The organism is Micromonospora sp. C95, assembly GCF_018070465.1.
Classification (GTDB): domain Bacteria; phylum Actinomycetota; class Actinomycetes; order Mycobacteriales; family Micromonosporaceae; genus Micromonospora.
Window position 1 is genome coordinate 265,549 of the sequence record NZ_JAGPXT010000001.1, and the last position, 18,016, is coordinate 283,564.

Genomic DNA, 18,016 nt, shown 5'->3' on the forward strand with positions numbered 1-18,016 from the left:
GTGCGGGACACCTTCGTGGCCACCACAACCGAGTTCCTGGGCGACTCACGGACCGTCGTCGTGCTGGCCGACATCTCGGCCGAGGCGTTCGCTCCGGCCGCCGCCCGGCACCCCGACCGGGTCATCAACGTCGGCATCCGCGAGCAACTCATGGTGGGGGTGGCGGGCGGCCTGGCACTGACCGGGCTGCGCCCCATCGTGCACAGCTACGCACCGTTCCTCGTGGAGCGGTCGTACGAGCAGATCAAGCTGGATCTCGACCATCAGGGGGTCGGGGCGGTGCTGGTGAGCGTCGGGGCGTCGTACGACCGGGCGGCAGCGGGGCGCACCCATCTCGGTCCGGCGGACGTCGCGCTGATCGACACCCTGCACGACTGGACGGTGCACGTGCCGGGCCATCGGGACGAGGTCCCCGGGCTGCTGCGCGACGTGGTCTGTGGTCAGGACTCGGCGTACGTGCGGCTCTCCACGCTGAGCAACGCGCGGGCGTACCCGGGGACGGGCGACCTGCGAGTGCTCCGGGACGCCGGGCCCGGGGCGGCGCTGCTGGTGGCGGTCGGTCCCACGGTGGACGCGGCCCTCGACGCGACCGCGGGGCTGCCGGTGACCGTGGCGTACACCCACCGGCCACGCCCGTTCGACACCGTCGGCCTGCGGGCGCTCGTGGACAGTGCGGTGATCCTGGTGGAGCCGTACCTGGCGGGCACCTCGGCCCGGCTGGTCTCGGCCGCGCTGGCCGACCGACCACACCGGTTGTCGGCGCTCGGGGTTCGTCGCGAGGAGTTGCGCCGCTACGGTTCGGCGGCGGACCACGCCCGGTGGCATGGGCTCGATGCGGCCGGGCTGCGCCGCTCGATCACCGATTTTCTGTCACCGGCGCTGGCCTGAGCGCTGCCCAATTCGCGGCATGTCGCGGCCGGCACGGGCGACGTACGGCCCGACATGCCGCAAACCGGCACCCATCTCGTGGCGCAGCCGGCAGGAAGGTCAGCGGGGTGCGGCGCCGCGATTGCGACGGGTGCGCTCGCGGCCGAGGATCCAGATCGCCTCGACGCCGTCCCGCCAGGTGATCTTCTTGCCTTCCTCGCGGCCCCGGGCCCGGTAGCTGATCGGCACCTCGTACGGCCGGATGCGGCGCCGCAGCAGCTTGCCGGTCACCTCGGCCTCCATGCCGAACCCTCGGGAGCGCACGTCCAGCGAGCGGTAGAGCGCGACCGGCATCAGCTTGAAGCAGGTCTCCAGGTCGCCGATGTAGGAGTTGAACAGCACGTTCGCCACCATGGTGACGCCCTTGTTACCCATCACGTACCAGAAGCTGTAGGCGCTGTGGCTGCCGAAGGTGCGGTTGCCGTAGACCACCGTCGCCCGGCCGTCCAGCACCGGCGCCAGCAGCTTGGGGATGTCCTGTGGGTCGTACTCCAGGTCGGCGTCGAGGATGACCATGTACTCGCCCCCGGCGTTGGCCACCGCCGTGCGGATGGCCGCGCCCTTGCCCGCGTTGCGCTGGTGGGTGATGACCCGCAGCCGGGCGTCGTCGGCGCGGCCGAGGATCTCCCCGGTGCCGTCGCGGCTGCCGTCGTCGACCACCAGCAGCTCGATCTCGCACGGATACTCGACCGCCAGCGCCTGCTTGAGGGCATCCGCGATGCGTTCTTCCTCGTTGTATACCGGCATGAGGATCGACAGCTTCACGGGAATCTCCACGAGGGCGGGCAATGTGTCGGCCATAGCCTAGCCCGGCAGGTCAGCCGGGTGGCGACGACCGCCGACGGCGATCCACGCTCGGGCATCCAGGCCGATGGTGTTTACTTCCGGCCATGTCGGCCGCCGGCTTCCCGTTCGTCCTGCTTCCCGTCGCCGCGCTCGTTCTACTCACCGTGGTCTTGCGGCCACGGGACGTAGGTGTCGTGGCGTCACGGCGACTCGCGGTGCTCCGGGCGACCCTTGTCGTCGGCACCTTCGCGGTGGCGACCGTCGAGGTGCTGGGCGCGCTGCGGCTGCTCACCGCGCCCGCCTTCGTCCTGACCTGGCTGAGCTTCCTCGTCGTGGCGACCCTGGCGGCGGTGTGCCGGCGGCGGGTCGACAACCGGATCCGCGAGCGTGACAGGCCCGAGCGCTCGGGTGCCGTGACGGTCGGTGGTCGTACGCCGCCGTCGCTGGCGGGGGTCGCTCGGTCCGGCGCGGCGGGACCGTCGGCGGATGCCGGCGACGCGCCCGGTGAGGCGGCTACGGCGACGGTCGGTACGGTCACCGTGGGTCGGGACCGGCCGGTGGTGCCGGCCGACCCGGAAACCTCCACAACCGACGGTTGGCGCAGCGCCGCCTGTGGTTTCTGGCGTACGGCGGGCCGTGGTGAACGGCTGCTCGCCGGCACGGTCGCCGGGCTGCTCCTGGTCGAGCTGCTGATCGCCCTGCTTGCCGCGCCGAACAACTACGACTCGCAGACGTACCACCTGCCCAAGGTGGAACGGTGGGTGGCCCAGGGCGACCTGACGTTCTGGGCGACCGCGATCCATCGGCAGGTCACCATTCCGCCGGGGGCCGAGTACCTGCTGCTGCACCTGCGGCTGCTCACCGGCGGTGACGCCCTGCACCACCTGGTGCAGTGGGCTGCCGGCCTGGTCTGTCTGCTCGCGGCCGCCCGGGTGACCGCGCAGCTCGGTGGTGGCCGGCGGGCACAGTTGCTCACCGCGTTCGTGCTGGCCACCACGCCGATGGTCACCCTGCAGGCGACCAGCACCCAGACCGACCTGGTCTGCGCCGCCTGGGTGCTCTGCGCCGGCACGCTCGCGCTGGACGGGCTGCGCCGGCGGGCGCACCTGGGTGACCTGCTCACGCTCGGTGCGGCGACCGGGCTGACCGCGGTCACCAAGACCAGCGGGCTGCTCGCGGTCGGTCCGCTGCTGGTGCTCTGGGGGGTGGGCCAGCTACGCCTGGCGTACCTCGGGCGGCCGGCCATGAACCGCCGGGCCCCGGTCGCCGGGATCTCTCGTACGGTCGGCGTGTCGGTGCTGATCCTGCTGGTCGCCACCGCAGTGGTCGGCCCCTTCCTGGGCCGGGTGTACGCCGAGTTCGGCCACCCGCTCGGACCGGAGCGGCTGCGCGAGTCGGTTCCGATGGAACGGCACGACCCACCGTCGGTGCTGGTGAACGCGCTCCGGATCGGGCACACCGCGCTGGACACTCCGCTGGCACCGCTGCGCGAGGTGTCCGCCGAGGTGATCATCGGGCTGGCCGGGCTGATCGGGGTCGACCCGCAGGACCGGGCGATCACGTTCGGGCGGGAGGTCTTCCCGGTCGCGTCCTGGTATCCCGACGAGGACCGGGTGGCCTTCCCGCTGGCCGGGGTGCTGGCGCTGATCGGCGCGGTGGTGGCACTGCGCCGCCCGGCCCGGGTCAGTCCGGGCGCGGCGGGGACGCTGCGCGCGTACGCCCTGGTGGTGGTCTTCGCCGTGGTGCTGCACACCGCGATGATCAAGTGGCAGCCGTGGGGAAACCGCCTGATCCTCTACGCCCTGGCGGCCGCGGTGCCACTGGCCGGCCTCTGGCTCGACGCCCTTTTCCGCCGCTCGGGGCAGGTCGCGTCAAGCGTCCGTGCGGGGCGCACCGGCCCGGTGAGGGCCGGCGGCCGGCGGTCGGTCGCCGCCGGGCTCGCGGTGACGGTGCTGGCCACCTGCGCACTGGCCGGCGTGTTGGCGGTGTCGTACGGCTTTCCGCGCCGGCTGGTCGGTACGGGCTCGGTCTTCACCACCTCCGACTGGGAGAGCCGGTTCGTGCGGCGTCCGCAGTGGGCGCAGGAGTACCGGTGGGCGGCCGACGCGGTCCGGGCCGCCGACGCGCGCCGGATCGGGCTGTCCCAGCGCAACGACGACTGGGAGTACCCCTGGTGGCTGCTGCTCCGCGACGCGGACGGGACACCGCCCGACCTGCTGGCGCTCCAGTCGGTGCTCGACGATCGGCCACCGGCCGACCCGGCCTCGGTCGACGCGATCCTCTGTGTCGGCAGTCGGAAACTCTGCGCCGACCTGGTGCCCACCGGTTGGCGGCTGGAGTTCCGCAGCTACGTCGGCTACGCACTGCCCGGACAGCGGTGACCGGTCGGCGCGGCGCGTCGACCGGTGCGGACCGTTAAGGGGCCATTGGCCCGGTTCGCCGCAGCACGCAAGTATTCCGAGACGTATTCACATACCTGCATCGCGCGCGTTACCGTCCGGTAACCCGATCGACGTCCCGCGATCGAGCCGAAAGGAGTGCGTCGATGTCTGGTATTCACGCCAGGCGTGAACGGACACCTCGACGGCGTCTTGCCGAGGTCGCCGTCCTCGCCACCGCTCTCGTCCTGCCGATGCTGGCCACGGCCTCACCCGCCGCCGCGGCCGACCGTCCCGCCGTCCAGCCGCTCCCCGCCCACCTCGAAACCATCCGCGCCGCCGAGGCCACCGCGCTCTACGGCGCCCCCGGCATCCGCCCGCTCGACCAGCGCCGCACCGCGCTGCTCACCATGGGCGACAGTCAGATCTCCGGTGAGGGGGTCGGCAACTACGTGCCCGGCACCCACCAGCCGGGCAACTGGTGCGACCGCTCGTACGACCAGGCGGTCTTTCGCACCGGCATCGCCGCCGACGAGCGCTACAACATCGCCTGCTCCGGCGCCACCCCGTGGAACCTGGTCGCCGGCGGCCCCACCCAGCACAACGAGTTGAACCAGGGTGACCACCTGGCGATCAAGGCACGCAACACGCACGTCAAGCTGATCTGGGTGGTGGCCGGCGCCAACGGCGACGGCACGATCCAGTTCGGCCCGGTCGCCACCGACTGCGCCATTCGCCGGGTCCTCTTCCAGGGGCCCTGCTGGCCCACCTACACCGACCAGTGGACGGTACGCACCGACGGCAGCCGCCGGGCCGTCGAGGAGGCACTCACCGACATCCGCCGGACGATGACGAACGCCGGCTACCTCAGCTCCGACTACGAGTTGGTGTTCATGTCGTACTCCAGCCCGGCCAGCCCGGACGTCGAGGACAACCCGGACTTCCCCGGCTGGTACTCCGGCGGCTGCCTGCTGTACCTCGCCGACGCCGCCTTCGCCCGGAACAAGGCGGTGCCGCTGTTCGAGTCGGCGCTGCGCGCGGCGGCGGCCAACACCGGCACCCGCTACCTCGACGCCAGCCGCCTCTTCCACGGCCACGAGGTGTGCACCGACAACACCTCGGTACGTGGGCTCTACATCGAGGTGGGGATCTGGGACGAGAACGCGGCCCGCCAGTCGTTCCACCCGAACTACCGGGGGCACGGCATGTTCGCCCAGTGCATCACCCAGTTCTACGCCTCCGGCCAGCAGCAGGGCACCTGCGTCGACCCGGCCAGCACCGGCAACGGCCAGCTCTACCCCGGACTGCTGGAGTTCCGGCAGCTGCGCAACGCCGCCACCGGCACCTGTGTGGACGGCAAGGGCTACGACTCGCGCAACGGCACGACCCAGCAGTCGTACCGCTGCCATGGCGGACGTAACCAGGGCTTCTGGTACGACCCGACCCGGCAGTCGCTGCATTCCGAGCTCTCCCACGACCGCTGCCTGGACGTGGCCGGTGGTTCGCTGCGTTCGGGCACGGCGGTGAACATCTACGACTGCCATGGCGGCACCAACCAGAGGTTCACCATCACCGGCAACCAGATCCGCGCCGCCGGTGCCACAAACCTCTGTCTGGCCTTCGACAACCCGCTGTTCGGTACGCCCCGACTGCGGCTGGCCACCTGCTCCAGCAGTTCCCGGCAACAGTGGTCGTTCGAGTCACGTTCGTTCGCCCAGCCCGTCGGCTACGGGCGGGACGACTTCATCGGCTCCCGGGTCTACTGACACCGACGGCAGGCGGGCCCGCCGCGCACCAGGTGGTCAAGATTGATCACCTGGACGCGGCGGGCCCACTGTCACTTCTGGTTGAACGGTACGACGATCAGGCGGGCCTGTGCCTGCTCGCCGTTCACGGTGCCGGCCACGCCCAGCTTGGTGCCGACGTTGATGTCCGTGGCGGCGATCGACTTCCGCCTCTCGATCACCCGCAGGTCGTCGGTGAAGGCCCAGGTCCGGGTGAAGCCGTCCGTCGACTTGACCGTGATCTTGCCGTCGGCCAGGGCGGTCACCTCGCCGCGCTGTACCGAGACGGTCTTCGTACCACCGTCCTTGGTCTGCACCACCACATCACCGTGCAGCGTGTTCTTGCGCAGCAGCACCCGGGCCGCCCGACGCTTGCGCCACTCCTCGACCCGCTCCTTGCGCTTGTTGCCCGCGCTCGGGGTCGGCTGCGCCGGCGCGGCCGTGCTCGGCTCGGCGTCCAGTTCCCCCGGGTCGAGACCGAGCGCGGCAAGGGCCTGGCCCTCCGCGCCCAGCGCGGCGACCACCTCGACGGCGCTCTCCTGCATCGCATCCCGCTCGGCCCGGCCCACCCCGCAGCCGGCGGCGGCCAACGCCACCGTCACCAGCAGCGCCGCGGTGGCGGTGAAGGATCCCCTGCGTGCCATTCCTCGTCCTCTCGTCAGTGCTGGTCTGCCGGATCTCGCGCGCCGCGTCACGGCCGGCGCGGATCCGTCCACCCAGCGTGGACCGGCCGGATGAGCCGACCGTCAGGCGAACGTTCGGGTCAGGTAAGGAATCCCGGCAGCCGGATGGTGAACGCGGCACCGCCCTCGGGGGCGTGCGCGGCGCTCATCTCACCGCCGAGCCGGCGGACCAGGCCGGCGGCGAGCGCGAGCCCGAGCCCGCTGCCGACCTTGCGGAGCCCTCGATAGCGCTGGTGCAGCGCTCCACGCTCGAAGGCCACCGTCAGATCGTCGTCGGTCAGCCCGGGTCCGCCGTCGCGGACCTCGACCACCCCACCGGCACTCGGGTCGGCACCGACCGGCCAGACCGCCAGCACCACCGGCGCACCCGGCGGCACCACCCGCAGCGCGTTCTCCAGGAGCCCGTCGATCACCTGCCGGATCCGCCCCGGGTCGGTGTACGCCGGCACCGGCTGCCCCGGCAGCTCCGTGCGGAACGTCACCCCGACCGAGGAGCACCGGTCCGCCCAGCTCCGGCCGGCGTCAGCCGCCAGGGCGACCAGGTCCACCGGCACCGGTTCGAGGGGAAAGTCGACCGCCTCCAGGCGGGCCAGGGCGAGCAGGTCGGCGACCAGGCGGTCCAGGCGCTCGGCCTCGTCGAGCATGGTCCGACCGGTCTCGGCCGTCGCCGACGGTTCGATCACCCCGTCGGCCAGCGCCTCGGCGTAGCCCCGGATCGCGGTGAGTGGGGTGCGCAGTTCGTGCGAGACGGAGAGCAGGAACTCCCGCTGTCGTCCCTCGCTGGTGGCCAGTGCGGCGGCCAGCCCGTTCAGCGCGTACGCCAGGTCGGCCACCTCGGCCGGCGACTCGACCGGCACCCGAACGGTGCGATCGCCCGCCCGCAGCCGGGCCGCGACGAGGGCCGCTCGGCGGATCGGTCGGGCCAGGCGGCGGGCGAGCAGCGAGCCGGCGACCGCACCTGCGGCCATCCCCGCCAGCAGCGGCAGCCAGAGGCCGCGCAGCACCTGACGCCACACTCCCGCCCCGAGCGGACGGGTCAGCACCACGCCGTCGCCGCCGGGCAGCGCCCGGCCCTCGACGAGTGCCCGTTGCCCGTCGACCAGCCGCCGGCCGGAGAAATTCCGGCCGTTGGACACCCGCTTCACCACCTGGGGAGGCAGGCCGGCACGGTCGACATCACCGCCCGAGATCAGGTAGATGGTGGTGCCCTGGTTCCCGAGTTGGCGGATCAACCGCTCGCCGGCCAGTTCCCGGACCCGGCCGGGGCGCGCCCGCAGCAGCTCGGCGGCGACCTGCGCCTGCGCGGCGAGCGCCTGCCGGTCCCGCCGCTCGGCGGCACGGACCGCCACCGGCACCGCGACCACCGCGGTGACCAGCACCGACACCAGGGCCACCGCGCAGGTCACCAGCACTGCGCGAGCGGTGAGCGTACGGCCGGGACGATCAGCCATCGGCGGCGTACCCGACTCCGCGATGGGTCCGGATCACGCTGGCATCGCCGAGCTTCGCCCGGACCTGCGCCACGTGCACGTCGACGGTACGGGTGCCGGCGTGTGCCGCGTATCCCCAGACCGCGGCCAGCAGTTCCTCCCGGGAGAAGACCCGACCGGGCCGGCTCATCAGGTGGACCAGCAGGTCGAACTCGGTGGAGGTCAGCTGCACCGGAGCGCCGTCGGCGGTGACCGACCTACGGTCCGGGTCGACGGTGACCCGGCCGAGCACGACGGGCTGCCCGGCACCGCCCGGCGGGCCGGCGGCGCGGCGCAGCACCGCCCGCAGCCGGGCGACGAGTTCCCGGGGGCTGAACGGCTTGGTGAGGTAGTCGTCGGCCCCCAACTCCAGGCCGACGACCCGGTCCACCTCGTCGTCGCGGGCGGTGAGGAAGATGACCGGGGTCCAGTCGCCGGCCTCGCGCAGGCGACGGCAGATCTCGGTGCCGGCCAGACCCGGCAGGGCGATGTCGAGTACGCAGGCCACCGGACGCAACCGGCGAGCCGCCGAGAGGCCGGCGCTGCCGTCCCGTTCGACGTGCACACCGAAACCGTCCCGGCTGAGGTAGAGCCGGACCAGGTCGGCGATGCTCGGTTCGTCCTCCACCACGAGGACCAGCCCGCGTTGCGGGTTCTCGGCGGTCACTGGGCCATGATTGCCGATCGACGGGACCGGCAGCGTCAGGCTGTGTTCGGATTCGGTAAGAAGACGCGCCTCAGCGGGCCACGACGGGCTGGAAGGTGACCGGTCGGGCGGTGGGGGCGTCGGCGACGGTGGTCACGACCCGTGGCTGCGCGCTGCGGACGCGGGTACGGAAGGCGTGGTTCAGCAACGCGTCCAGCTGCCATACCTGCTTCGGGTGCTGGGTACGGATCAGGAAACGCTCGCGGATACCGTCGATCGCGGTGGCGGCCAGTTCGACGCAGTGCAGGCGCGGGTCGGGGCTCCAGGTGACGTGGCTCAGCTCGCGGAGTTCCGTGTTGAGGTGCAGGCGGAGCCGATGCAGCACCCGCGTCTGCCGGGTGACCACCAGCCGCCGATGGGTGAGCAGCAGCAGATACTCCCCGTGGACCGGCCGGTCGGGCCGGCTGCACCGGGTGACCAGGATGGTGGCGTCGCCGGAACCCACGCAGCGACGAAACACCGGCATGTGCCGACTGGCGGTCTGCACCGCCAGTCCGGCCTCGGCGGCGGCCGGAAGGAACGTTCGGGAGAAGACGTCCATGACCTGCCCAACGACCCCTGCCCCCACAGCGACGCGGCCCCCAACATGCTTTCTGCAATTTCCACCCCACCCCACCACCCCACTGCGTTGATCAAGAAGTTTTGGTCGCCGACGCGCGCTCAGCCCGACCAGAACTTCTTGATCAACTTGGCGGGGTGGGGTGGGTGGGGCGCGGTCAGAGGAGTTCGAGGATGGTGGCGTTGGCCATTCCGCCGCCTTCGCACATGGTCTGGAGGCCGTAGCGGATGTTGTTGTCGCGCATGTGGGCGAGCATCGTGGTCATGATCCGGGCACCGGAGCCGCCGAGTGGATGCCCGAGGGCGATCGCACCACCGCGCGGGTTGAGCCGCTCCGGGTCCGCCTCGGTCTCCGCCAACCAGGCCAGCGGTACCGGGGCGAACGCCTCGTTCACCTCGTACACCCCGATCTCCTCGATGCCCAGCCCCGCGCGGCGCAGCGCCTTCGCGGTCGCCGGGATCGGCGCGGTGAGCATGGCGACCGGGTCGTCGGCCGCGACCACGGCGGTGTGCACGCGGGCCAACGGGCGCAGCCCGTGCCGGCTGGCCCACTCGCTCGTGGTGACCGCGAGCGCGGCGGCACCGTCGGAGATCTGCGAGGCCGAACCGGCGGTGACCACACCGTCCGGGCGGAATGGCGTGGGCAGCTCGCCCAGCTTCGCCAGCGAGGTGTCGCGTCGGATGCCCTCGTCCACCGCGAACTTGCCGCCGTCCGCGAGCGCCACCGGGGCCAGCTCGGCCTCGAACGCCCCCGCGTCCTGCGCGGCGGCGGCCTTCTCGTGGCTGGTCAGCGCGAACTCGTCGAGCTGAGCCCGGGACAGGCGCCACCGCTGCGCGATCAGCTCCGCTCCCACGCCCTGGTTGAAGGGAAGCGGGGAGTCCTCGGCGACTCCCTCGACCCCCCGGTAACGGTTCAGGATCTGCTCGCTGAACGGCATTCCACCGGCGACGCTGGAGCCCATCGGCACCCGGGTCATCGACTCGACCCCGCCCGCGACGACCAGATCCGCCTGACCGGAGAGCACGGTGGCCGCGGCGAAGTGCAGGGCCTGCTGGCTGGAACCGCACTGCCGGTCCACGGTGGTGCCCGGAACCGACTCGGGCCAGCCGGCGGCCAGTACGGCGTTGCGGGCGGTGTTCCACGACTGCTCGCCGACCTGCGACACGCAGCCCCAGACCACGTCGTCCACCAGAGCCGGATCGATTCCGGTGCGTTCGGCCAGGGCGCGCAGGACATGTGCGGACAGATCCACCGGGTGCACCGTGGCCAGGCTGCCCTTGCGCCGCCCGACCGGGGTACGCACCGCACCGACGACAACCGCGTCACTCATATCTACTCCCCGGTAACTTGGGCTGCTCCCGATCCTACGCCCACCCGGGCCCCCTCCCCGACCCCGCTCTCGCCGGTCGGCGCTCCGGGGCGGATGCCGGTGCCCGGCGGCGCTGGCATGCTGGTGCCGTGGCGGACGACACGATCGCACAACGGTGGCGGGTGCCACCCGCCCTATCCGTGCTCAAACTGGCTGCCGCGGCCGTCGTGCTCGCCCTCGGCATACTGCTCGCCGCGGGTGACCCGCTTCGGCCGGTGCTCGGCGGGTTGGCCGCGGCGGCCCTCGTCGGGTGGGGTCTGCGGGATCTGCTCGCGCCGGTACGACTGGCGGTGGACGCGAGCGGCGTCACCGTGCCGGCCGGGATGCTGAGCCGGCGGCACCTGCCCTGGCCGACGGTGGAGACCATTCAGGTGCACCGTCGGTCCGGACGCGGACTCGCCGGACCGACCTTGGAGATCGACACAGGGGACTCGCTGCACCTGTTCAGCCGGCTCGATCTCGGTGCCGATCCGGCCGAGGTCGCCGACGCGCTGCGCGCCGCCCGGGCGGCGAGTACCGACGGCACCGGTTGATCCACTCCGCGCACCCCGGGCCGGCGACCCGCCACCGGCGGTGCTGCCCCGTGCCCGCCGCCACGTGCCGGGCAGCGGTCAGCCCAGCAGCGCGGCGGTGCGGACCAGGGCCATCCCGAGCAGCACCACCACGATGATCACGCCACCGGCGACCTGCACGAGCGTCCGGCGCGAGCGCGGCGCGTAGGCCAGCACCAGGGCCATCAGCGCGCCGAACACCAGGCCGCCCAGGTGACCGGCGATCGAGATCTGCGGCACGGTGAAGGTGAAGATCAGATTGATCACCAGGATGGGGACGATGGCCGAGGTGTCCCGCCCCAGCCGCCGCATGATCACAAAAATCGCCGCGAAAAGGCCGAAGATGGCGGTCGACGCTCCCGCCGACATCCGGTTGGGCGCGCTGAACACGTAGACCGCGACGTTGCCGCCGAAGCCGGCGATGAAGTAGAGGGCGGCGAAGCGCAGCGGCCCGAGCACCGCCTCCAGCGAACGGCCGAGCACCCAGAGCGCCCACATGTTCAACAGCAGGTGCACCACGCCGTAGTGCAGGAACATCGCGGTGAACAGGCGGTACCACTGGCCCTCGGCGACTCCGCCGACGGTGCCGTCGAGGAACATCGCCCGACCCAGCACCGCGCCCCACTCGGTCAACGGGGTGCCGCCGCCCATCAGCCCGCCGAAGCCGGTGCCGCCGGCCGCCGCGTCCCCACCCCGGTCCGAGGCGATCGACACCAGCATCACCAGCAAATTGAGGGCGATCAGGGTCTTGGTCACGTAACCCTGCCGGCCGACTTCACCGCCACCGAAGGCGGTACGCGCCGGCCGCACGCTGCGGCGTCCCTCCGACACGCACTCCGGGCACTGGAACCCGACCGACGCCTCGTTCATGCAGTCCGGGCAGATCGACCGGTCACACCGGGTGCAACGGACGTACGTCTCCCGGCCGGGGTGGCGGTAGCAGGCCGGCGTGGTCGGCGGGGACTCACTCATCGCCGGCCCCAGACACCCGAGCGCTCAGTCATGCGAGCAAAGGTACCCCGCGCTGCCACTCGGGCGGTCGACACGTATCCCGGCCGGGGCCGCCCTCGCCCGGCCCGGCCCGCCGCGCCCAGCCGCGGCCGGCGGGCCGGATCCAGCGCGAGTCAGGCCGAGCGCTCGATCTCGATGCGCTCGATGACGACGTCCTGGAGCGGCCGGTCGCTGGGGCCGGTCGGGGTGTTGGCGATCGCCTCGACGATCTTCGCGGACTGCTCGTCGGCGACCTGTCCGAAGATGGTGTGCCGGTTGTTCAGGTGCGGCGTCGGCGAGACGGTGATGAAGAACTGCGAGCCGTTGGTGCCGGGCCCGGCGTTCGCCATCGCCAGCAGGTACGGCCGGTCGAACCGCAGCTCGGGGTGGAACTCGTCGGCGAACGTGTAGCCCGGCCCGCCACGGCCGGTGCCGGTCGGGTCACCCATCTGAACCATGAACCCGCTGATCACGCGGTGCGAGATGGTGCCGTCGTAGTACGGACCGTTGCCCGGCTGCCCGGTCCGCGGGTCGGTGTACTCGCGGGTGCCCTCGGCCAACTCGACGAAGTTGCGGACGGTCTTCGGCGCGTGGTTGCCGAAGAGCTCCAGCCGGATCGGGCCGGCATTGGTGTGCAGGGTGGCGTAGACAGCCTCGGCCACGGGTACTCCTTACTCGTTGGTCAGTTCCATGCGGATCCTCCCATGTGCCCGATCTGGACATGCGGAGGCATCCGAAGGTGGAGGATGAGACAGAGCAACTCCCAGGAGGTGGGACCGTGTTTGGAAACTGGCGGCGCAAGAGCCAGGCGCAGTTGGCCCGGGCCGAACTGAACCGCAGCATCGGTCACCTGAGGCAGGCCGCCACGCATGCCGCAAGGGGAGCCGGCGACACGGTCGGCCCGCGATTCCAGGCGGCCCGCGGTGCGGTGACACCGACCGCCGTCGTGGTGCGGGACCGGGCATCGAGCGGCCTCGCATCGACGGCCGCCGCCCTCGCGCCGCTGACTCTGGCCGTACGTCACGCGCAGTCCGACGCGGCCGATCGGGCCGCCAAGGGGAAGAAGGCCGCAGTCGCCAAGCAGGCCGCGGTCACCAGGAAGGCGAAGAAGATGAAGGCGAAGAAGAAGTCCCGCCGGAGCGGGACCATGATCGGCTTGTTGGCCGCCGGCACGGTGGCCGGACTCGCCGGTGCGATGGCCCTGCGTCGGCACCGCGAGCAGCAGGAGTGGGCCGAGTACGACGCGGGTGCCGCGCTTGAGCCGATGCACGAGGAGGTGGAGACCATCGAGGTGCGCACGGCCGGCCCGGCCGGCACCGGCAAGATCTCGACCGGAGCGGGCAGCTCGGCGGTGGCCGCCGGCGACAGCGCCGCCACCACCGCCACCGCCCCGTCCGGCGTCGCCGCCACCGGAAAGGTCCCCTCGGCCGCCGAGGGTGCCCGCACCACCACCGGCCGCCCCGCCGACGACCTGAGCAAGGCCACCAACCACAAGTCCAACACCCGCGCCTGACCCCTCCCGCCCCCGCCGGGGTTGATCATGAAGTTGTTGCCGCGACACTCCGGTGAGCGCGGCAACAACTTCATGGTCGACGCGACGGCGAGGCAGGCGATCGGGTGGGGCGAGGGTCAGAGCCAGTCGTTGCGGCGGAACCAGCGGTAGAGGGCCAGCGAGATGCTGAGCATCAGGGCCAGCACCACGGGGTAGCCGTAGGTAATCCTCAGCTCCGGCATGAAGTCGAAGTTCATGCCGTAGATGCCGGCGATCGCGGTCCACACGGCGGCGATGGCCGCCCAGGCCGCGATCTTGCGCATGTCGTTGTTCTGGTCGACCGTCACCTGGGCCAGTCGCGCCTGGAGGATCGAGTTGAGCAGGTCGTCGTACGAGTTGACCTGCTCGACGGTGCGGCTGAGGTGATCCTGCACGTCCCGGAAGTAGCGGCGTACCTCCTTGGGCACGTCCCGGTTCATCTGCGAGGTCAGCGTCACAAGCGGCCGCTGCAACGGCATCACCGCCCGCTTGAACTCGACGAGTTCCCGCTTCAGCTGGTAGATCCGCTGGATCCGGCCGCTGGTCTGGCGGTCGAACACCTCGGTCTCCAGCACGTCCATGTCGTCCTCGAGCTGGTCGGCGACCTCCAGGTAGAGGTCGACGACCCGGTCCGTGATCGCGTACGCGACGGCCCAGGGGCCGTTGAGCAGCAGCTCCCGGCGAGCCTCCAGCTCCTCGCGTACGGGCGCGAGCCGGCAGGCGTCACCGTGCCGGACGCTGATCACGAACTGCGGGCCGATGAAGAGCATCACCTGCCCGGTCTCCACCACCTCGGAGTTCTCCGTGAGCTCGGTGTGCTCGCAGTAGCGGGCGGTGCGCAGCACCAGGAAGCTGACCTCGCCGAAACGTTCGAGCTTCGGACGTTGGTGGGCCTTGACCGCGTCCTCCACGGCCAGCTCGTGCAGCCCGTAGGTGGTGGCGATCTCGGTCATCTCGGCAAGCTCCGGCTCGTGCAGGCCGAGCCAGACGAAACCCGCTTCGGCGCTGCGCGCCGCAGCCAACGCATCGGCGTAGTCCCAGTCGCCCGCCTGCCGCTGGCCGTCGATGTAGAGCGCACAGTCGACCACCGCGCTGCGTCGCCGGTCGGCCGACATCTCGCCGGACTGCGATTCGTCCGGGTTGCGTCGACGGGTCACGGCCCGTACCGGCGACCAGCTCCGCGGCCGCAGGGCACGGCTCCCGCTGGCGCTCGCGGTCCGGTTGTCGGGGGTGGCCGGGGAGGTCGTCCCCGCGCGCCGCGTCCGCTCCGTCATCACGCCCTCCCCCCGCCGGCTGCGGTTTGCAGGTTACGCCGCCGCAGCGGTCATGGCCGAGCGGCAAGGGTGGCGCCGGACGGACCGGACCGCATCAGGGGGGTGAGGGGTGGTCCGGCCCGTCCGGCGCCGTGGGGGCGGGGGTTGTGCCTACGCGTCGTGAATAACGCTCGCAGCATTGTGGGCCCCGAGTCCCCTCAGTGGGAGCCCCGAGCGGGACGGCATCGCCTTTCTGTCGGAAAGCCGACAGAAATTAGCCGCGCACCGCCTCCATCGCCTCGGCCAGCCGCCGAACGCCCTCGTCGATACGGTCCGCAGTGACCGCCGAATAGGCCAGTCGGAGGGCGTGCCGCCCTCCGTCCAGAACGAAATCGCTGCCCTTGACCACCGCGACACCACGCTCGGCGGCCGCCGGGGCGAGCCGGTCGACCTCGATGTCCTCCGGCAGCTCGACCCAGAGGAAGTAGCCGCCGTCGGGCTCCACGAACCGGGCCTGCGGGATGTGCCGGCGCAGCGACTCGGCGAGCACCGTGGCGCGCTCGCCGAGGGCCGCCCGCACCGTCTCGATCGACCGGCCGATGTCCCCCGACACGCAGAACTGGTGCACGATGGCCTGGGACACCATGCCGGGCGAGATGTAGAGGCTCGTCGCCTTCTTCGCGATGTCGCCGATCAGGTCCGCCGGACCCACCAGGTAGCCCACCCGGACCCCCGGGCAGACGGTCTTGGTGAAGCTGGACGCGTGCACGACCACGTTGCGGGTGTCCATCGACAGCATCGACGGCAGCGCCTCACCCCGGAACCGGATGTCGGCGTACGGGTCGTCCTCGAAGATCGTGAAACCGAACTCGGCGGCCAGGTCCAGTAGTTCGCGACGCTTCTCCAGGGACAACGTCACGCCCGCCGGATTCTGGTAGTTCGGGATGACGTGGGCCAGCCGGGGGCGGACCCCGGACTCCAGCAGCTTGCGCAGCTCGGCGGTGTCCATACCGTCCGGCTGGATGGTGACCGCGTGCAGTTCGCTGCCCATGTTCCGCAGATTCAGCAGGGTCCGGTCGTAGGTGGGACGCTCCACCACCACCGCGTCGCCGGGGCGGACCAGGTGGTCGAAGAGAAAGGCGTCGGCCTGCAACGAGCCGTTGGTGACCAGCACCTGCTCCGCCTCGACACCATGCTTCTCGGCGATCCACCTGCGGAGCGGGACGTAACCGACGGAGGTGCCGTACGCGGTCACCCCGGCAGGGTCGGCGTCGAAAGCGCGGACAGCGGCGGCCTTGAGCCCCTCGACATCGACGATGTCCAGTGAGGGGGCGCCACGGGCGAAGGAGATCAGCTGCTCGGCGGTCATGGCTGTTCAGCGTACGGGCGGAGGTGGGACGTGCGCGGAAGGCACGGCGATGTCCGCATTCTGAGCCACCGGGTCGGGTGAACGGTCGCGGCCGGTGGCCTACCCGCCCGCGCCGACTGTGCGGCAGCTCAGGCCGGCACGCCCACCGGTTCCGACGGCCGCCGGGATGTCCCCGCCACGTGCAGACCCAGCAGCGTCATCAGCTGGCCCCAGTCGAAGTAGGACCGCCAGGCGGCGATCCGCCCACGACGCACCCGGACCACGTCCACCACCTCCCAGGCGACGTCCCGTCCGGTGGGCGCGACGGTCCCGAACGGGGTGTGCAGCACGCCGGTGTGGGTGCCGGTCAGCAGCTGCTCGACCGCCGCGCCACCGGCCGTGCGTACCGCACCGAGCGGCTCGACCCGCAGGTCGGGAAAGGCGCCCGTCCAGGTACGCAGCAGGGCCGGCAACTCGGTCGGGCGTACCGTGACGCCCGGCATGGCGTAGTGCGCGTCCGGCGCGTACAGCTCCGGCAGGCGAGCCACGTCCCGCCGCAGGAGCATCTCGTACTGCTGCTGGATCAACCGGTCCGCGCCACGCATCACGCCTCCCCACGCGGGACACGCTCCGCCCGCGCCCGCAGCCAGGGCATTACCCGCCGATCAGCCCGCCCAACCCGCGGCGGATCGACCGATAGCCCACCGTGGTCAGCCGGTGCCGACCATCCGGCTGGCCGCCCACACGCGCATGATGTCGCGTACCGAGATGACGCCGGCGACCTCGCGACCGTCGAGGACGACGAGGTGCCGGAAGCCACCCCGGGCCATCGCCACCGCCGCTTCCTCGATCGTCCATTCCGGCCCCGCGTAGACGACGTCCCAGGTCAGATGGGCACCAGTCCGCTCGACGTCGCAGTCGAGACCGGCTCCGATCGCATTGAGCACATCCCGCTCGGTCATGATCCCGATGCCCTCGGAATCCGGGTCGATCACCACCGCCGACCCGATACGGCGCTCCGACATCATCCGCGCCGCCTGCCGCAGCGTGTGCTCTGGACCGACCACGAGGATCTCACTGGACATGGCTTCCCGAACCTGCATGACACATCACCCCTTTGGGACGGCTGCACCCGGTTACCCGCAATGGTGAGCCCCGCAGGTTTCCAGGACAAGACCGGACATCATGGCGGCAGGCCCCCACGGCTACTGTTCATGAATGTCCACCGAGCCGCTGCGCTGCGCGGGGGCGCTGATCGTCGCTCCCGACGGACGCCTGTTCTTTCAGCGCCGCTCGCCGCACCGGCGACTCTTCCCCAACTGCTGGGACATCGTCGGCGGGCACCTCGAACCGGGCGAGTCCGTGCAGGACGCGCTGCACCGGGAGGTCACCGAGGAGACCGGCTGGCGGGTGACCGAGGTGATCGCCGAGATCGGCGAGTACCGCTACGTCGGGGACGACGGCCTGGCCCGGATCGAGAGCGACTGGCTGGTCCGGGTCGACGGCGATCTGACCGCACCCGTGCTGGAGGCCGGCAAACACACCGAGTACCGCTGGCTCGGCCCCGGCGACCTCGACCTGCTCGACGAGCACCGTGACGTCAACGACGGGCTGATCCGGCACATCGCCGAGCGGGCCTTCGCCGTCCTGCGATCCACCGGTTCGTGAGCGACACGGTCGGG

At 71.6% G+C, this 18,016-nt stretch carries 17 protein-coding genes and 1 pseudogene; 6 read left to right on the forward strand and 12 right to left on the reverse strand.

Features of this window, described 5'->3' with window-relative positions; all coding sequences use genetic code 11:
• The gene (locus KBX00_RS01245; RefSeq protein ID WP_210822823.1) at window positions 1-888 is read left to right on the forward strand and encodes a transketolase family protein; all 888 of its coding nucleotides are present in this window, start codon (window positions 1-3) and stop codon (window positions 886-888) included.
• 99 nt (window positions 889-987) lie between these two features.
• Here KBX00_RS01245 and KBX00_RS01250 read toward each other — a convergent pair whose 3' ends face one another.
• Complete coding sequence (locus tag KBX00_RS01250) at window positions 988-1,692, reverse strand: glycosyltransferase family 2 protein (RefSeq protein ID WP_210822352.1); 705 nt, start codon at window positions 1,690-1,692, stop codon at window positions 988-990.
• A 125-nt stretch (window positions 1,693-1,817) separates the two neighbouring features.
• Here KBX00_RS01250 and KBX00_RS01255 point away from each other — a divergent pair, with 125 nt between their 5' ends.
• Window positions 1,818-4,094: a hypothetical protein gene (locus tag KBX00_RS01255; RefSeq protein WP_210822353.1), complete on the forward strand. Its 2,277-nt coding sequence runs from the start codon at window positions 1,818-1,820 to the stop codon at window positions 4,092-4,094.
• A gap of 164 nt (window positions 4,095-4,258) precedes the next feature.
• Window positions 4,259-5,857, forward strand: coding sequence for a ricin-type beta-trefoil lectin domain protein (locus KBX00_RS01260; protein WP_210822354.1), 1,599 nt, complete (start codon window positions 4,259-4,261; stop codon window positions 5,855-5,857).
• Window positions 5,858-5,928: 71 nt separating this feature from the next.
• On the opposite strand, the gene KBX00_RS01265 is transcribed toward KBX00_RS01260, so the two are convergent.
• From KBX00_RS01265 to KBX00_RS01285, 5 genes and pseudogenes are all read right to left on the reverse strand, one after another.
• Window positions 5,929-6,519, reverse strand: a complete 591-nt coding sequence (locus KBX00_RS01265) for a hypothetical protein (RefSeq protein WP_210822355.1) — start codon at window positions 6,517-6,519, stop codon at window positions 5,929-5,931.
• A 102-nt stretch (window positions 6,520-6,621) separates the two neighbouring features.
• Window positions 6,622-8,009, reverse strand: a pseudogene (locus tag KBX00_RS01270) (sensor histidine kinase).
• Window positions 8,002-8,694, reverse strand: a complete 693-nt coding sequence (locus tag KBX00_RS01275; protein ID WP_210822357.1) for a response regulator transcription factor — start codon at window positions 8,692-8,694, stop codon at window positions 8,002-8,004. Before KBX00_RS01275 ends, KBX00_RS01270 begins: the two are co-directional and overlap by 8 nt.
• Before the next feature lie 70 nt (window positions 8,695-8,764).
• The gene (locus tag KBX00_RS01280) at window positions 8,765-9,274 is read right to left on the reverse strand and encodes a hypothetical protein (RefSeq protein WP_210822358.1); all 510 of its coding nucleotides are present in this window, start codon (window positions 9,272-9,274) and stop codon (window positions 8,765-8,767) included.
• Window positions 9,275-9,449: 175 nt separating this feature from the next.
• Complete coding sequence (locus KBX00_RS01285; RefSeq protein ID WP_210822360.1) at window positions 9,450-10,622, reverse strand: acetyl-CoA C-acyltransferase; 1,173 nt, start codon at window positions 10,620-10,622, stop codon at window positions 9,450-9,452.
• Between the two features lie 128 nt (window positions 10,623-10,750).
• On the opposite strand from KBX00_RS01285, the gene KBX00_RS01290 reads away from it, so the two are divergent.
• A complete protein-coding gene (locus KBX00_RS01290) occupies window positions 10,751-11,194 on the forward strand; it encodes a PH domain-containing protein (protein WP_210822362.1) in 444 nt (147 codons plus the stop codon).
• Window positions 11,195-11,272: 78 nt separating this feature from the next.
• Here the strand turns inward: KBX00_RS01290 and KBX00_RS01295 are convergent, their stop codons facing one another.
• Both KBX00_RS01295 and KBX00_RS01300 read right to left on the reverse strand, forming a co-directional pair.
• Window positions 11,273-12,184 carry a rhomboid family intramembrane serine protease gene (locus KBX00_RS01295; RefSeq protein ID WP_210822364.1) on the reverse strand — a complete coding sequence of 304 codons (912 nt, stop codon included), beginning with the start codon at window positions 12,182-12,184 and terminating at the stop codon, window positions 11,273-11,275.
• Between the two features lie 152 nt (window positions 12,185-12,336).
• Window positions 12,337-12,864: a peptidylprolyl isomerase gene (locus KBX00_RS01300; protein ID WP_210822366.1), complete on the reverse strand. Its 528-nt coding sequence runs from the start codon at window positions 12,862-12,864 to the stop codon at window positions 12,337-12,339.
• A 59-nt stretch (window positions 12,865-12,923) separates the two neighbouring features.
• Here KBX00_RS01300 and KBX00_RS01305 point away from each other — a divergent pair, with 59 nt between their 5' ends.
• Complete coding sequence (locus KBX00_RS01305; RefSeq protein WP_210822368.1) at window positions 12,924-13,715, forward strand: hypothetical protein; 792 nt, start codon at window positions 12,924-12,926, stop codon at window positions 13,713-13,715.
• Window positions 13,716-13,831: 116 nt separating this feature from the next.
• Here the strand turns inward: KBX00_RS01305 and corA are convergent, their stop codons facing one another.
• From corA to KBX00_RS01325, 4 genes are all read right to left on the reverse strand, one after another.
• On the reverse strand, window positions 13,832-15,007 hold the full coding sequence (corA, locus tag KBX00_RS01310) for a magnesium/cobalt transporter CorA (protein WP_210822370.1): 1,176 nt from the start codon (window positions 15,005-15,007) through the stop codon (window positions 13,832-13,834).
• A 253-nt stretch (window positions 15,008-15,260) separates the two neighbouring features.
• Window positions 15,261-16,355 carry a PLP-dependent aminotransferase family protein gene (locus KBX00_RS01315; protein WP_210822372.1) on the reverse strand — a complete coding sequence of 365 codons (1,095 nt, stop codon included), beginning with the start codon at window positions 16,353-16,355 and terminating at the stop codon, window positions 15,261-15,263.
• Between the two features lie 128 nt (window positions 16,356-16,483).
• On the reverse strand, window positions 16,484-16,939 hold the full coding sequence (locus KBX00_RS01320; RefSeq protein ID WP_210822374.1) for an ester cyclase: 456 nt from the start codon (window positions 16,937-16,939) through the stop codon (window positions 16,484-16,486).
• A gap of 105 nt (window positions 16,940-17,044) precedes the next feature.
• Window positions 17,045-17,437 (reverse strand): cyclic nucleotide-binding/CBS domain-containing protein, encoded by a 393-nt coding sequence (locus tag KBX00_RS01325; protein ID WP_210822377.1) that lies wholly within the window; start codon window positions 17,435-17,437, stop codon window positions 17,045-17,047.
• A 115-nt stretch (window positions 17,438-17,552) separates the two neighbouring features.
• On the opposite strand from KBX00_RS01325, the gene KBX00_RS01330 reads away from it, so the two are divergent.
• Window positions 17,553-18,002 carry an NUDIX domain-containing protein gene (locus tag KBX00_RS01330; protein ID WP_210822379.1) on the forward strand — a complete coding sequence of 150 codons (450 nt, stop codon included), beginning with the start codon at window positions 17,553-17,555 and terminating at the stop codon, window positions 18,000-18,002.
• Window positions 18,003-18,016 lie beyond the last annotated feature (14 nt).

Excerpts from the sequence above, each read along its gene's own strand:
- KBX00_RS01260 (WP_210822354.1), top strand. The coding sequence starts at position 4,259 with ATGTCTGGTATTCACGCCAGGCGTGAACGGACACCTCGACGGCGTCTT.
- KBX00_RS01280 (WP_210822358.1), bottom strand. The coding sequence starts at position 9,274 with ATGGACGTCTTCTCCCGAACGTTCCTTCCGGCCGCCGCCGAGGCCGGA.
- KBX00_RS01265 (WP_210822355.1), bottom strand. The coding sequence starts at position 6,519 with ATGGCACGCAGGGGATCCTTCACCGCCACCGCGGCGCTGCTGGTGACG.
- KBX00_RS01295 (WP_210822364.1), bottom strand. The coding sequence starts at position 12,184 with ATGAGTGAGTCCCCGCCGACCACGCCGGCCTGCTACCGCCACCCCGGC.
- KBX00_RS01330 (WP_210822379.1), top strand. The coding sequence starts at position 17,553 with ATGTCCACCGAGCCGCTGCGCTGCGCGGGGGCGCTGATCGTCGCTCCC.
- KBX00_RS01255 (WP_210822353.1), top strand. The coding sequence starts at position 1,818 with ATGTCGGCCGCCGGCTTCCCGTTCGTCCTGCTTCCCGTCGCCGCGCTC.
- KBX00_RS01320 (WP_210822374.1), bottom strand. The coding sequence starts at position 16,939 with ATGCGTGGCGCGGACCGGTTGATCCAGCAGCAGTACGAGATGCTCCTG.
- KBX00_RS01315 (WP_210822372.1), bottom strand. The coding sequence starts at position 16,355 with ATGACCGCCGAGCAGCTGATCTCCTTCGCCCGTGGCGCCCCCTCACTG.
- KBX00_RS01285 (WP_210822360.1), bottom strand. The coding sequence starts at position 10,622 with ATGAGTGACGCGGTTGTCGTCGGTGCGGTGCGTACCCCGGTCGGGCGG.
- corA (WP_210822370.1), bottom strand. The coding sequence starts at position 15,007 with ATGACGGAGCGGACGCGGCGCGCGGGGACGACCTCCCCGGCCACCCCC.
- KBX00_RS01325 (WP_210822377.1), bottom strand. The coding sequence starts at position 17,437 with ATGCAGGTTCGGGAAGCCATGTCCAGTGAGATCCTCGTGGTCGGTCCA.
- KBX00_RS01305 (WP_210822368.1), top strand. The coding sequence starts at position 12,924 with ATGCGGAGGCATCCGAAGGTGGAGGATGAGACAGAGCAACTCCCAGGA.